We start from the raw sequence: 12,328 nt of genomic DNA, 5'->3' as shown, positions 1-12,328 counted from the left end.
CTTTTTTGTGTTAAGTGGGTTTGTGCTATCGCATGTTTACAGTTCGGAATTTCAGCAAGTCATCACCTGGCGTCAGTACAAAGCGTACCTGGTGGCTCGATTCGCTCGGGTTTATCCCTTGCATTTTGTAACGCTGGGTCTGTCAGTGGTAATTACGCTGGTCATTCATGCCAAAGCAACGGCTATTTCCCCTGTTTTTGGCGAACTGTTGAATATACGGGCAATACCGGCTTGCCTGCTGTTGATTCAGTCTTTACATCTATACGTAACGGCTCCCCTAAACACCCCATCGTGGTCGCTTAGCACGGAATGGTGGGTGTATGTGCTGTTCCCATTTTTAGTTGGCCCCTTCTTTCGGCTGAGAGGCATTGGCAAAGGAGTCGCCCTTGCGGGGATTGCAGGCCTGTTTCTGTTCTTGATGTACTATGTGGCTCCCCATTATAGCAATCGCTTTCTGGTGAAGCCCGGTGAGTTAGGGCCTCCAACTATTAACATGACGGCAGACTTTGGCTATTTTCGTTGCCTGGCCGGATTTCTGTTAGGCATGCTCACCTACGAATTGTATCGGAGCCGCTGGCTATTGAGTACGTTGCAGTACGACTGGGCTTTTGTCACGGTTTCGACGTTAACGCTGCTGGCTTTGCACCTGAATGTCCATGAGCTACTGATTGTTGCGTTGTTTCCGTTGTTGATTCTAGCGGCAGCCTACAACCACGGTAGAGTCAAACGGGCTTTGGAAACCCGGCCTTTGCAACGCCTGGGCGAATTATCGTTCTCGATGTACATGGTGCACATGTTGTGTATTCACACCGGTTGGCTACTAATCCTTTCGGATGAACCCAGGCTCTTCAAAGGCTTCGATACGTTCTTCGGCCATCAAGCTGTTTACACACTCAGTCAGGCCTGGTTAATCTGTCTGTCAGTGGTCACAGCTACCTTACTACTATCCGTACTAACGTACCGCTACGTTGAGGTTCCAGCGAGAAATTATCTAAATCGGCGCGCCTTGAGCTGCCGATTACAGCCGGCGGAAACCGTCTTGAACTGATCCATGTGCTGTAGTTTAATAGATAGCTGTATGAAGTCAACACTTAGAAAATTTTATATTAACATCCCTGAAGAGGATATACAGGATTTGCGTCGTCGGTTGGCTTATACCCGATTTCCGCCTGGAGTAAATAGCACGAGTTGGGAAGCGGGGACCGACCAAGCCTACTTACAGGATTTGCTAAGCTACTGGGCTACCGAGTACAATTGGCGGCAACGCGAAGAATGGCTGAATACCTTTGACCACTACCTGGCCGAAATAGATGGCGTAAAAATCCACTTCATTCGCTCGGAAGCTAAAAAACCCAATGCTGTTCCGCTCCTTCTGATGCAAGGCTGGCCTAGCAGCTTCGTACAGGTCCTGGACTTTCTCCCGCGTTTATCCAATCCGGCTGATAACAACCCTATTCTTTTCGATGTAATTGCTGTTTCGCTGCCTGGGTATGCGTTTTCAGAACTACCCAGGCAGCACGGAATGGGTTTCGCCCGAATTGCTGACCTGGTGGTCCATTTGATGGTAGAGATTCTGGGATTTAAACAATTTGCGGCCCGAGGATCCGACCAGGGTGCTTTAGTTCAACAGCAGATTGGGCTTAAATACCCCGTACGTCTGATTGGTTTGCATCGAACCGGTATAACTCCCTTTTTAAATCTGTTGCCAGCGGATCTGAGCGAGGAAGAAATAGCCTACCAGAAGCAGGTTGGTGCCTGGGTGCAACGGGAAACGGCCTATGCCAGCTTGCAGAGCCTTCGGCCAGAAACACTCCTGCCCGCGTTGGTGGATTCCCCGGCAGGTTTAGCCAGTTGGATTATTGAAAAGTTCCAGCGGTGGGGCGACGCGGGAACTGATCTGGATATGCATTTTGGCCGGGATAAACTGCTGGATAACCTTAGCCTGCATTGGTTTACTTTTAGTGGAGCAGGCGCAATACGTCTTTATCACGAGAACAGTCGAGATCCGGGCTTGTCGGGTCGTGTAGAAGTGCCTACTGCCATTGCAATGCCTCTTCGAGATGGCATCACTGTGCCAGCGCCCCGAAAGTGGGCGGAACGGTTTTACAATGTGCAACAGTGGACTGTCATGGAAAAAGGCGGGCACTTTCCTGAATGGGAAGTCCCTGACCAACTAGCGGATGACATCCGGACGTTTTTCGCTAAGCTGAGTGCGTAGTCCGTATGTTTCAGGGCTATGTAACCCAGCCCTTTTAGTTTGTTCCTTACAAAGGAAGCAGAGACCCTACTAAAAAACTTAACTATTCATGAAATTAAAGGAAGTCGTACCCTGGGGCCGCTCATTCCATGAATACCAACTCATGTTCAACCTTACCGACCAAGACCTGACCAAAACTATACTGGGCGTTGGCGACGGCCCTGCCAGCGTCAATGCTGAACTGACGAAGCAAGGAGGCCGGATTATCTCGATCGATCCTATTTATAAATTTACTTCGGATGATATCCGCCAACGGTTGGAGAAGACCTATACAAAGGTGGTCGAACAAATGCGGATATCAATGCCGGTAACTACAACTGGACGGCGTTCCAGGATGCCGACGATTTAGGGCAGCACCGAATGGCGTCTATGAACCTTTTCCTGGACGATTATGATACTGGCATGGCCGAGGGGCGCTACCAGTATCAGCAGTTGCCCACACTTTCGTTTGCCGATCAATCATTTGACTTAGCGCTGGTGTCACACCTGCTGGATCTATACAGCGCTCATTTGTCTGAAGACATTCATTTGCAATCTATTCGGGAGTTGCTGCGGGTAGCCAGAGAGGTCCGCATTTTTCCGCTGCTTACGCTAACCGGTGAGCTTTCGCCCTACGTTGCGAAAGTAGAGAAGCAATTCACCGATTGGGGTTACGAGAGTGAGCGTTTAATGGTCCCTTACGAGTTTCAGAAAGGCAGCAACCAAATGTTACGTATCAAATAAATTAGCAGGTGAGCTGTGCGTTTTGTGCAGCCCACCTGCTAGTTTTTGCCTGATTGCCACCGTTCTCACGGAAGTCAGAGTGAAACTGTTTCGACTGGTCAAACGCCTGAAAGTCATTAGATCAGTTTCATTAAGGCAGCATCTTCCTAAGCATTCATTTGTTGTTGGTAATATAAAGCCATCAAGCTATTGCGTTTTCAGCAGACGAATTGTTCGTTGTTCATGATTGTTAAGACGAATTTGATAGAAGTAAATACCTTGTGTGAGGTTTGTACTGGTCAAATTCAGTTTCTGTCGACCAGCCTCCTGGCTACTCGTTTCCTGTTGAACTATGTGTCCTTGTTCATCAACCAGTGTAAACGACACCTGACCTGCCTGTGGTAGAGTATATTCGATAGTGGTGGTTTGCTGGAACGGATTCGGATAGGCTCGGGCGCTAAACTCGATTTCGGGTTGAGTAGCATTGGCCAAAGTCTGGCCAATACTGGCTGTGAAAACGGAACCCGCCTGGGCCATAAAGCCAGGCTGTAGCGTAACTGCCCGTCCGGCAGTATAACGAGTCTTAGCTCTTCGTTCGACAGTGTTATAAGCCGAAATCTGTTCAATAGCCATTCGATTTCTAACAGACCCTGCCGTCTCAGCTTGACGGATTGTTTGCTGACTAGGTATGTCCTGCGCTTGAGCGATCGCTGATATTAAACCTGCTAATACAAGCATAATTAAGTTTTTCATGGGTGATAGATAGCTTAGTGTTTAATCGTTTTCGTTAAATTGGTCACTTGCTGGCGCAAAACAGCCAGTTCTTTCTGCTGGGAAATGATGTATAACGTCAGTTCTTCAATCTTTTCCAACAATTTAGCGTCCATCTGGCCCACATCAACGCCCTGATGCACGACCTCCTCGGCTGATGGTATACCCGGCAAGTGCTTATTGGTCTTTACGTACTGCTCTACTTCTGCTAACGGAGTAAGGTTATACGTTGGCGAAAAAACCTTGTCACTCCATTGGTCGGTATCTTTAATGGCTACTTTGACCTTTTCGGTCAGGATGCCCTCCTGCACATAGAGTTTGTAGCCGGCTGGTGTCTTGTCAAGACTGCCAATGATAACTCCATCCGTGCCCGTTGATTGGGCATACTGCCCGGTCTTTTGCCATAAATCTTGGGTGTCAGCCAGCCGCCCCCGGGTCACTGCGGTACTGCCAAGCACTACGTTGCCTGAGGCATCGACGGTCAGGTACTTGTTAGTCGTTATGGTCGATGCAGAAGCAGCCGTAAGCTGAGTCAGGCGCAGGCCAGACTGACCAGCCACATCGGAGTTGATTTCCAGTTTAGCCTGAGGAACTGATGTACCAATACCTACATTAACTCCCGAGCCCAGCACGATACTGTTGCTTTGCGAAACTTTTGCATTAGCACCAATAGCGGTAGCATTTTCGAGGTTATTCGCAGTAGCGTCAGCCTGAAAGCCCACAAATGTATTAGAGTGACCAGATTGATTAGTGTAACCCGCTTTGCTACCCAGCATCAAGTTGTAGGAGCCTGTCGTATTTGAAAAGCCCGAGTTAGCTCCCAAGCTCACATTGTTAATACCAGTTGAGTTGAAAACACTGGCTTTGCGTCCAACAAATGTATTATCACTACCTGTTGTATTATAGCTTCCCGCCATGATCCCCAGGAATGTATTGCTTTTTCCTGTCAAGTTTTCATCGCCTGCGTTAGTGCCTAGGAACACATTTTCATCCCCTGTTGTGTTTCTAGAGCCCGAAAAAGCGCCTATAAACGTATTATATGAGCCTGAGGTGTTCTCGAAACCGGCATAACTACCTATAAATGTATTCATTGAGCCCGATTTGCTGTGGTAGCCGGTGTTAGCTCCTACAAATGTGTTGTGAATTCCTGTCATTGACGAGCTTCCCGCCAGACCACCTACAATTGTGTTTTCCATGCCTGGACTGGAAGCATTTGCCTGGTTAACCACATAGTTGTTTGAGGTAATCTGGGCAGTAGCTAAAGATGGTAAGGCGATGAGGCCACCAAGAATGTACGCTGAAATAGATTTCATGTTGTTTACGTATTCAACTGATTTTTGATTGGTTAATTTCTGGATCTGCGTAAAGCAAGATCTACTTGCTGGCGCTAATCTGAGCCTTGAGCTGATCGATCTGTTGTTGATGATCTTTTTTCAAATCAATGATGTATAGGGTGAGCTCCTCAATTTTCTCCAGGAGCTTGGCGCTGATTTTGGCTACATCAAGCCCCTCTTTCACTACCTCTTCGGCTGATGGCACACCCGGCAGGTGCTTGTTGGCTTTGACGTACTGCTCCACTTCACTCAACGGCTTGAGTGTGTACGTAGGGGCAAACACATAATCACTCCACTCAGAGGTGTTCTTGATTGCTACCTTGACCTTTTCGGTCAGGATGCCGTCCTGTACATAAAGCTTATAACCAGCGGGCGTTTTGCTGACGCCCTTTCCAATAATGATGGCATCGTCCTGCGTATTTGTCAGATAAGCTCCCTGCCGTTCCCAAAGACTTTCGTTGGCTGCTTCTCGACCGCTATTGCTTGTACTGGCTAGTACGACATTACCTGACCCGTCGACGGTTAAAAACTTGCTCTGGTTCAGGACACTGGCCGGCGATGCACTCGTCAGGTTCTCCAGCCGCAGCCCCGACTGATTGGCCACGCCCGACGTTACGTGCAGGCGAGCTGTGGGTGCTGACGTACCAATACCTATGTTTGTTGCGTTGCCCAGCACAATAGCATTGGAAACGCTTACCTTGGCGTTGTTGCCAATGGCCGTGGCGTTGCTCAGCCCACTGGCTCCGGCATCGGCCCGGAACCCGATAAAGGTGTTGTTGATGCCGGCTACGTTGGCCCGACCAGCTTCAAAGCCAATGGCCAGGTTATTAGAGCCGTTGACGTCCTGCCCATTGCCGGCGTTGGCACCGATGTAGACGTTAAAACCTCCTGTCGAATTACCTCCCCCGGCATTGTCCCCTAAAAAATAATTGCCTGAACCCGTGGTATTAGACAGCCCTGAATTAGTACCAAAGAAGTAATTACTGTTGCCGGTGGTATTGTTTAAACCTGCCTGCACCCCAATAAACGAGTTAAATTGCCCCGTTGTATTGGCCTGTCCAGTCTGATAACCGAAGAAAGTATTAGCCGAGCCATTGTTGTAATAACCAGAGCGATAACCAACAAAGGTGTTCTGACTACCGGTTTGGTTAGTATTTCCAGCCTGATAGCCTACGAAGATATTATTATCACCTCGGTTTGCGAAACCACTCTCATAGCCCAAGAAAGTATTATTTTTACCCAGTTGGTTATAGTAGCCCGCATTTCTTCCTACAAATACATTACTGCTGCCCGTGGTATTGGATATACCGGCTGCCAGACCAAGAAATAAGTTGTCGTTACCGGTAATATTATCGAAACCAGCCCCACCTCCTACGAACACATTTCCAAAACCGGTCGTGTTTCTCTGACCAGCCTTATTACCCAGGAAGGTATTATTACTACCCGTCGTATTTGACAGACCAGCCTGATAACCGACGAATGTGTTATAATCTTTCTTATTGTTCGCACCAGCTTTGTAACCCAGCATGGTATTCTCTTCACCAGTTCCATTCACGTGACCCGCCTGAAAACCAACGAACACGTTTTTGCCAGAACTACTGCCAAGCCCGGCTTCGTAGCCAATAAACGTATTTTCAGACCCTTCTTTGTTATAAATACCCGCCGAAGACCCTACATAAGTATTGTAACCTCCACTTGTATTGTTTAGCCCCGCTCCGGCGCCGGAAAACAGGTTATTTGAGCCGGTGGTGTTGTCCTGACCCGCTTGGTCTCCCAAAAACACATTGTTTCCTCCTGTAATATTGCTGATCCCTGCATGATACCCGACAAAGGCATTGTAACTGGCTTCGCTGGCTGACCTGCCAGCTCCTTGGCCAATATATACATTTTGCTCACCAGTGGTATTACTCAATCCTGCTTCGTAGCCAATGAAAATATTGTCTCGTCCCTCCGTTGTAAACTTGCCTGCGTCTACCCCATAAAAGGTATTGCGGGCACCAGATGTGAGAAAGAAGCCAGCGTTATATCCTGTGATTGTATTCCGATCGGATTTAAGGTTGCCTCCCGCACCGGCCCCGGGTCCCAGGAGCGTATTAAATGTACCAGGAGTTGCCGAGTTAGCGGTGTTAGCTACGTAGTTGCCCTGAGCCAGCAGGCACAATGGAGCTAAGCTCAGCAGGGAGATAAAATAGATGTTCAGTCGCATAAGAAGATGTGTTACTTAGCTGATGATTGATTATTTAGTGTTCTGTTCAAGGCGCTGCAACCGGTTCGATTGATGCTGGTTCTCCCGCTTAAGATCAATGATATACAAAGTGAGTTCTTCGATCTTTTCCAGCAGTTTGGCGTTCATCTTGGCTACGTCCAAACCCGCTTTGACCACCTCCTCGGCTGAAGGCACGCCCGGCAGGTGCTTGTTGACTTTCACATACTGCTCCACCTCACTCAATGGCTTGAGCTGATAAGTAGGCGCGAAGACGTAATCACTCCATTCATTGGTGTTTTTAATGGCTACCTTGAGCTTTTCGGTCAGAATACCTTCCTCAACAATTAGGCGATAGCCACTCGGTACGGCGCTGCCTGGCCGACCTAACACCAACGTCTGGCCAGCCGTGTTGCGCAACTGCTGGCCGTCCAACAACCACAAGCTCTCATTAGCTGGTTGCCGGGCACTCGTATTGCTGCTGGCCAGGATGACGTTGCCCTGCGCATCAACACTCAAAAATTTAGTCTGGCTAGTAAGGCTGGCCGGTGAAGCGCTTGTCAGGTTACCCAGCCGTAATCCGGATTGATTAGCCACCCCACTAACTACATGCAGTCTGGTAGCCGGAGCCGATGTACCGACGCCTACATTGGCGTTATCTCCTAATACGACAGCGTTGGAAATATTCACCCGGGCGTTGTTGCCGATGGCTGTTGCATTGGAAAGGCCACCGGCCCCTGCATCGGCCCGAAAGCCTAAGAAGGTGTTGTTGATACCAGCTACGTTGGCCCGACCAGCTTCAAAGCCGATGGCCAGGTTATTGTCGCCATTGACGCCTGTCCCGTTACCGGCGTTAGCCCCCAGGTAGACGTTAAAGCTACCGCCCGTGTTGCCCCCACCCGCATTGTCGCCTAGGAAAAAGTTGGCAGAACCGGTGGTGTTAGCTAAGCCTGCGTTGGTGCCCATGATGAAGTTAGAGCTACCCGAGGTGTTATTTTGACCGGCCTGTACGCCAATGAAGGTGTTGAAGCCGCCACTGCTGGTACGATTACCCGCCCGAAAACCCACAAAGGTGTTTGCTGAGGCAACTGAGAGCAGTCCAGCCTCCTGACCAATGAAAGTGTTCTGGTTGCCAAAGGCGTTGAGCTGGCCCGTGCGATAGCCTACAAAGGTGTTGCCGGCTCCCTGGGTGTTGCTCTGACCCGCCGAGGCTCCGACAAAGGTGTTAAAGTCGGCTAAATTTTCCTGGCCAGCCAGGTCGCCCACGAATGTAGACGAAGAGCCTTTAGCATTAACACCGGCCAGGGCGCCTAAGTAAGTGTTGAACTTGCCTTCAACGTTGGCCTGACCAGCCTTATAGCCAAAATAGGCGTTGTTGTTACCAGTTACGGTCTTATAGCCAGCTTGGTAGCCTACGAAGGCATTGTTGCTGGTGCCATTACTATACCCAGCCTCATGACCTAAAAACGTATTGTTGCTCCCTTCAACATTAAAATACCCGGCTCGAAAGCCTTGGAATGAATTTTGGCCACCGGTTGAGTTATAGTAGCCGGCCGATGCGCCAATGAATGTGTTGTTGGCTCCAGTGCTTGTTGTAAAACCCGCCGACGACCCAACAAATGTATTTAAGCCGCCTGAGGTTGTATTACTACCCGCTATATAGCCAATGTATACATTACCTATGCTGGTCATATTAGGATTGCCCACCTGAATGCCAACGAGGGTATTCAATGAACCAGGCGCAGAGCTGCCAGGTGTATTAATCCACAGGTTGTTTTGAGCAGATACGTATTGGCTTTGAATGCTCAAAATAAAGATGAGAAGCGGTGTATATATTGTTTTCATGATGATAGAAGTTGAAGCCTCTTTTTTCTTTGTGAGACTAAGTAGGGGGGCAATTCAGCAGTAATCAAAAGTGATTTCGTCAGCCGGTAAAAGTGCGCTATCAACCGTATAGAATTACTCCCTGAGCCGTTGGCGGGAAAAGCAGACTGGCTTTTCGAAACATAAAGCAAAAAAGGCCTCTTATCGGGTGTTCATCTGGGTTTTCAAACGGCATCAGGCTACGCAAGCAGTGGTTCAGTGCGTATCGGGCTTGTCGGTACTCTGTCTTTCCAGATTGGCCTGACATACAGAAATGGGCTTATTAGCCCTTGTTGACTTTTTGTCACCCCTGCCTCCCGGCCCTGTACACCTTTGGTCTACCGGCTTTGTTAGGAGCGCCCCAACCTCGCCCTCTACCTTTGTTGCGTCAATTCGGACAAGAGCATGACCGCGGTCCAGCGATAGAAACAATTAACTGTAAACAACACGACAATGAAAACGATCAACCTGATTCGCACGCTGATCACAGCAAGTGCCCTAACGATCTCTTTGTACACACAAGGAGTAGCCTTCGACAACAAGAAACTGGTCGGCGATAACTACGAAGACGAAATTGGCTATTACGTAAAAGAGACCGCCTTTCCCAAGAACTTTAAAGGCGGTATTGTGATGGTGCGCTTTACCCTGGACGAGCACCATCACATTCAGAACGTACGAGTCTACACGGAGGATGAAGGATTGAAAACGGGTATCATCAAAAGCCTGACGGGTAAAACCGTTAAGCATTTCTTGCCAATATCTTATCAGGAGAGGAATCAGAACTATTACGTGCTACGGCTGCACATCACCTTAAGCTAAGCGACGAAAGTGGGCAGGCGCCTGCTCAAATAACCTTGATTCTTATGGACGCACGCCAGATTTTAATCATCAAACATTCGTGGAGCTACATCCTGCTTCAGTCCGGGCAGATGGAACAAATGAGTGCCTTATTCTATAAAACGTTATTCCTGGACTTCCCTGCTCTAAAGACGCTGTTTCACAATGACCTGGCCGCCCAGACCCGCAAGTTCACGGACATGATGACGTTTCTGGTTGCTCATCTGCAATTCCCGGATGAACTGGAAGGCGAAATGCGGGCCCTGGCTCAGCGTCACGTAGCGTACGGAGTGCACGCCGTCGATTATGATCTGGTAGGTAGTGTGTTACTCAAAACGCTGGCACGTCTACTCAGCGAGCGCTGGACACTTGAACTACAAACTGCTTGGCAAACCCTGTATCAGACCTTGTCCAACGCGATGCAATACAATGCCCGGCAGATTTTATAGCAGACTGGCGGTAACGAAACGGATGGCTTAGGCGCTGAATACTAGTTGCCTGCACAAAATTAACAAGCACATTTTTTCAAACTATAACAACATATTAACTGATGAAACAGACGTATTGTCAAACATCACTACGGCTATTAGCCTTAAGTTTTTCCTTCGCTATTGGCTTAATCGCCTGCGAACAGGCACAAACCGAAACCGAACCATACGTATCGGCGAAGGTAAAAATTGGCAGCAACGCCACACTGGGCAACTTTCTGACCGATGAAGCCGGTAGAACGCTGTATTTTTTCACGAAAGATGTCAATGGTACCAGCGCCTGCACGGATGGTTGCCTGACTAGTTGGCCAATTTTCTTTGAAGAAACACTGACAATAGGTTCAGGTTTGAATGTAAAAGATTTCGGTTCTATCACCCGTGCTGACGGAAAGCTACAGACAACGTATAAGGGTTGGCCGTTATATCGCTTTGCCAAGGATGAAACCCCCGGAGAAACCAAAGGCAACGGAGCCCTGAACAACACATTCTTCGTGGCCAATCCGAACTATTCCGTATTCGGAGCCGACAAAAATGGCGCAAAGTTCTTAGTAGATGCCGCTGGCCGGTCGCTCTACCAGTTCGACAATGATGCCGTACAGGTGAGTAACTGCACGGGCGGCTGCCTGCAGGTATGGCCTCAGTTTTTCGCCCCATATGCAACGGTTCCAACTTTCTTAAGAACCAGCGATTTCGGCGTGATCAACCGCCCCGATGGTAAACAGCAGGTTACGTTTAAACAAAAGCCACTGTATTACTTCATTGATGACGCCGTTCGGGGCGATACTAAAGGCAACGCTGCAAATCAGAAATTTAAACTGGCGGTTACCAACTAATTCAATAAACTCGTTCCACTGAAAATGGGGATGTTGAAGAAGCGGGCATCATCGATACACCGAACGAGCTTGGCATCGGCTTCATCGCTTACTCACCACTGGGACGAGGCTTTGTTTCGGGTGATATCAAAAGCCCGGACGATTTTGCGGAGGACGATTTCAAAAGAGGCATTTCCCGTTTCCAGGGCGAATAGTTTTACAAAAATCTTGACCTGGTCGACGAAATCAAAAACTGGCCGCTGAAAAGAAAGTAACGCCGTCGAAACTGGCCCTCGCCTGGGTGATCGTCAAAGGGCACGTGCCCATTCCCGGGACGAAGCGTGTTAAATACGTTGAGCAGAATACCGCTGCCGCCGACATCAAGCTGAGTGTCGATGACCTGAGCATTATCCCGTTGGGTACATCGACCGGGGCTCGCTATAACGAAGCGGGTATGGCCTGGATCGATAAATAAACCATTCAGAACCAACCGGAAGAATTGGGTGTAGTATACCTGGTTCTTCCGGTTGATGTATACAGGCTACCTATGAAAAAGACAACGAATACTCCTTATGTAATCAATTTCTGAATTGATTACATATTATTACTGCCTAAACCAGAGCATCCGCTGATTAGCGTAATTAACCTGAGCGATGTCGCCGGTAGCTGCTAGGTTATGCTGGGCAGTTTCGTTTATAATTTTTATTCGATCTGCATCAAGAAAGACTTCACCGGGAAAATGAAGTACGGGCAGAATTACAATGATTTTGACTAGGGGGTTATGACGTTCTTTTCGCCCGGCCAGGTAATCTCTACCGATGCAGCCGATCAGGTAGCGATGAACGGCTGGTGGTTAATCGTGCATCCTGATTTTATTCAGCAGCAGTATATCCAGAATAAGCTGATTGATACGGCGAAAGAAGTATTGAGCACTACGTCATTGTCGGTAAGTGAGATTGCCTATCAGCTCGGCTTTGAGTATCCGCAGTCGTTCAGCAAGTTGTTTAAAAACAAGACGAACGTATCACCGCTTGAATTCCGGCAATCGTTCAACTAACCTC

Annotated in this window: 11 protein-coding genes and 2 pseudogenes; 9 read left to right on the top strand and 4 right to left on the bottom strand. The window is 48.6% G+C overall.

The window, feature by feature from the left end; translation table 11 throughout:
- Window position 1: 1 nt before the first annotated feature.
- The 4 genes and pseudogenes from DYU11_RS05600 to DYU11_RS33445 all read left to right on the top strand — a co-directional run.
- Window positions 2–1,048, top strand: a pseudogene (locus DYU11_RS05600) (acyltransferase family protein); the annotation flags it as partial.
- Window positions 1,049–1,078: 30 nt separating this feature from the next.
- The gene (locus DYU11_RS05595; RefSeq protein ID WP_158600214.1) at window positions 1,079–2,218 is read left to right on the top strand and encodes an epoxide hydrolase family protein; all 1,140 of its coding nucleotides are present in this window, start codon (window positions 1,079–1,081) and stop codon (window positions 2,216–2,218) included.
- An 88-nt stretch (window positions 2,219–2,306) separates the two neighbouring features.
- A complete protein-coding gene (locus DYU11_RS33450) occupies window positions 2,307–2,606 on the top strand; it encodes a hypothetical protein (protein ID WP_199736670.1) in 300 nt (99 codons plus the stop codon).
- A 20-nt stretch (window positions 2,607–2,626) separates the two neighbouring features.
- On the top strand, window positions 2,627–2,980 hold the full coding sequence (locus DYU11_RS33445; RefSeq protein WP_199736669.1) for a class I SAM-dependent methyltransferase: 354 nt from the start codon (window positions 2,627–2,629) through the stop codon (window positions 2,978–2,980).
- A 186-nt stretch (window positions 2,981–3,166) separates the two neighbouring features.
- Here the strand turns inward: DYU11_RS33445 and DYU11_RS05585 are convergent, their stop codons facing one another.
- The 4 genes from DYU11_RS05585 to DYU11_RS05570 form a co-directional block, all read right to left on the bottom strand.
- On the bottom strand, window positions 3,167–3,712 hold the full coding sequence (locus DYU11_RS05585) for a 3-coathanger stack domain-containing protein (protein WP_119666606.1): 546 nt from the start codon (window positions 3,710–3,712) through the stop codon (window positions 3,167–3,169).
- Window positions 3,713–3,726: 14 nt separating this feature from the next.
- Window positions 3,727–5,043, bottom strand: coding sequence for an autotransporter outer membrane beta-barrel domain-containing protein (locus DYU11_RS05580; protein WP_147367889.1), 1,317 nt, complete (start codon window positions 5,041–5,043; stop codon window positions 3,727–3,729).
- A 61-nt stretch (window positions 5,044–5,104) separates the two neighbouring features.
- On the bottom strand, window positions 5,105–7,270 hold the full coding sequence (locus DYU11_RS05575; RefSeq protein ID WP_119666604.1) for an autotransporter outer membrane beta-barrel domain-containing protein: 2,166 nt from the start codon (window positions 7,268–7,270) through the stop codon (window positions 5,105–5,107).
- 30 nt (window positions 7,271–7,300) lie between these two features.
- The gene (locus DYU11_RS05570; protein WP_229365703.1) at window positions 7,301–9,112 is read right to left on the bottom strand and encodes a beta strand repeat-containing protein; all 1,812 of its coding nucleotides are present in this window, start codon (window positions 9,110–9,112) and stop codon (window positions 7,301–7,303) included.
- A 471-nt stretch (window positions 9,113–9,583) separates the two neighbouring features.
- On the opposite strand from DYU11_RS05570, the gene DYU11_RS05565 reads away from it, so the two are divergent.
- The 5 genes and pseudogenes from DYU11_RS05565 to DYU11_RS34050 all read left to right on the top strand — a co-directional run.
- Window positions 9,584–9,949 carry a hypothetical protein gene (locus tag DYU11_RS05565; RefSeq protein ID WP_119666603.1) on the top strand — a complete coding sequence of 122 codons (366 nt, stop codon included), beginning with the start codon at window positions 9,584–9,586 and terminating at the stop codon, window positions 9,947–9,949.
- 44 nt (window positions 9,950–9,993) lie between these two features.
- Entirely contained in the window at window positions 9,994–10,416 is a 423-nt protein-coding gene (locus DYU11_RS05560; protein ID WP_119666602.1) for a globin domain-containing protein, read from the top strand.
- A gap of 101 nt (window positions 10,417–10,517) precedes the next feature.
- Window positions 10,518–11,288 (top strand): COG4315 family predicted lipoprotein, encoded by a 771-nt coding sequence (locus tag DYU11_RS05555; RefSeq protein ID WP_119666601.1) that lies wholly within the window; start codon window positions 10,518–10,520, stop codon window positions 11,286–11,288.
- Between the two features lie 280 nt (window positions 11,289–11,568).
- Entirely contained in the window at window positions 11,569–11,742 is a 174-nt protein-coding gene (locus DYU11_RS33765; RefSeq protein ID WP_262697092.1) for a hypothetical protein, read from the top strand.
- A gap of 405 nt (window positions 11,743–12,147) precedes the next feature.
- A pseudogene (locus DYU11_RS34050) lies at window positions 12,148–12,324 on the top strand (helix-turn-helix domain-containing protein); the annotation flags it as partial.
- Window positions 12,325–12,328 lie beyond the last annotated feature (4 nt).

Source organism: Fibrisoma montanum, from assembly GCF_003583365.1.
Taxonomy (GTDB): domain Bacteria; phylum Bacteroidota; class Bacteroidia; order Cytophagales; family Spirosomataceae; genus Fibrisoma; species Fibrisoma montanum.
The sequence above is the reverse complement of the archived record's forward strand: the minus strand, read 5'-3'. Positions and strand labels throughout refer to the sequence as shown.

Coding starts and splice junctions, on each gene's coding strand:
- DYU11_RS05580 (WP_147367889.1), bottom strand. CDS start 5,043: ATGAAATCTATTTCAGCGTACATTCTTGGTGGCCTCATCGCCTTACCA.
- DYU11_RS05565 (WP_119666603.1), top strand. CDS start 9,584: ATGAAAACGATCAACCTGATTCGCACGCTGATCACAGCAAGTGCCCTA.
- DYU11_RS05555 (WP_119666601.1), top strand. CDS start 10,518: ATGAAACAGACGTATTGTCAAACATCACTACGGCTATTAGCCTTAAGT.
- DYU11_RS05595 (WP_158600214.1), top strand. CDS start 1,079: ATGAAGTCAACACTTAGAAAATTTTATATTAACATCCCTGAAGAGGAT.
- DYU11_RS33445 (WP_199736669.1), top strand. CDS start 2,627: ATGAACCTTTTCCTGGACGATTATGATACTGGCATGGCCGAGGGGCGC.
- DYU11_RS05560 (WP_119666602.1), top strand. CDS start 9,994: ATGGACGCACGCCAGATTTTAATCATCAAACATTCGTGGAGCTACATC.
- DYU11_RS05570 (WP_229365703.1), bottom strand. CDS start 9,112: ATGAAAACAATATATACACCGCTTCTCATCTTTATTTTGAGCATTCAA.
- DYU11_RS33450 (WP_199736670.1), top strand. CDS start 2,307: ATGAAATTAAAGGAAGTCGTACCCTGGGGCCGCTCATTCCATGAATAC.
- DYU11_RS05575 (WP_119666604.1), bottom strand. CDS start 7,270: ATGCGACTGAACATCTATTTTATCTCCCTGCTGAGCTTAGCTCCATTG.
- DYU11_RS05585 (WP_119666606.1), bottom strand. CDS start 3,712: ATGAAAAACTTAATTATGCTTGTATTAGCAGGTTTAATATCAGCGATC.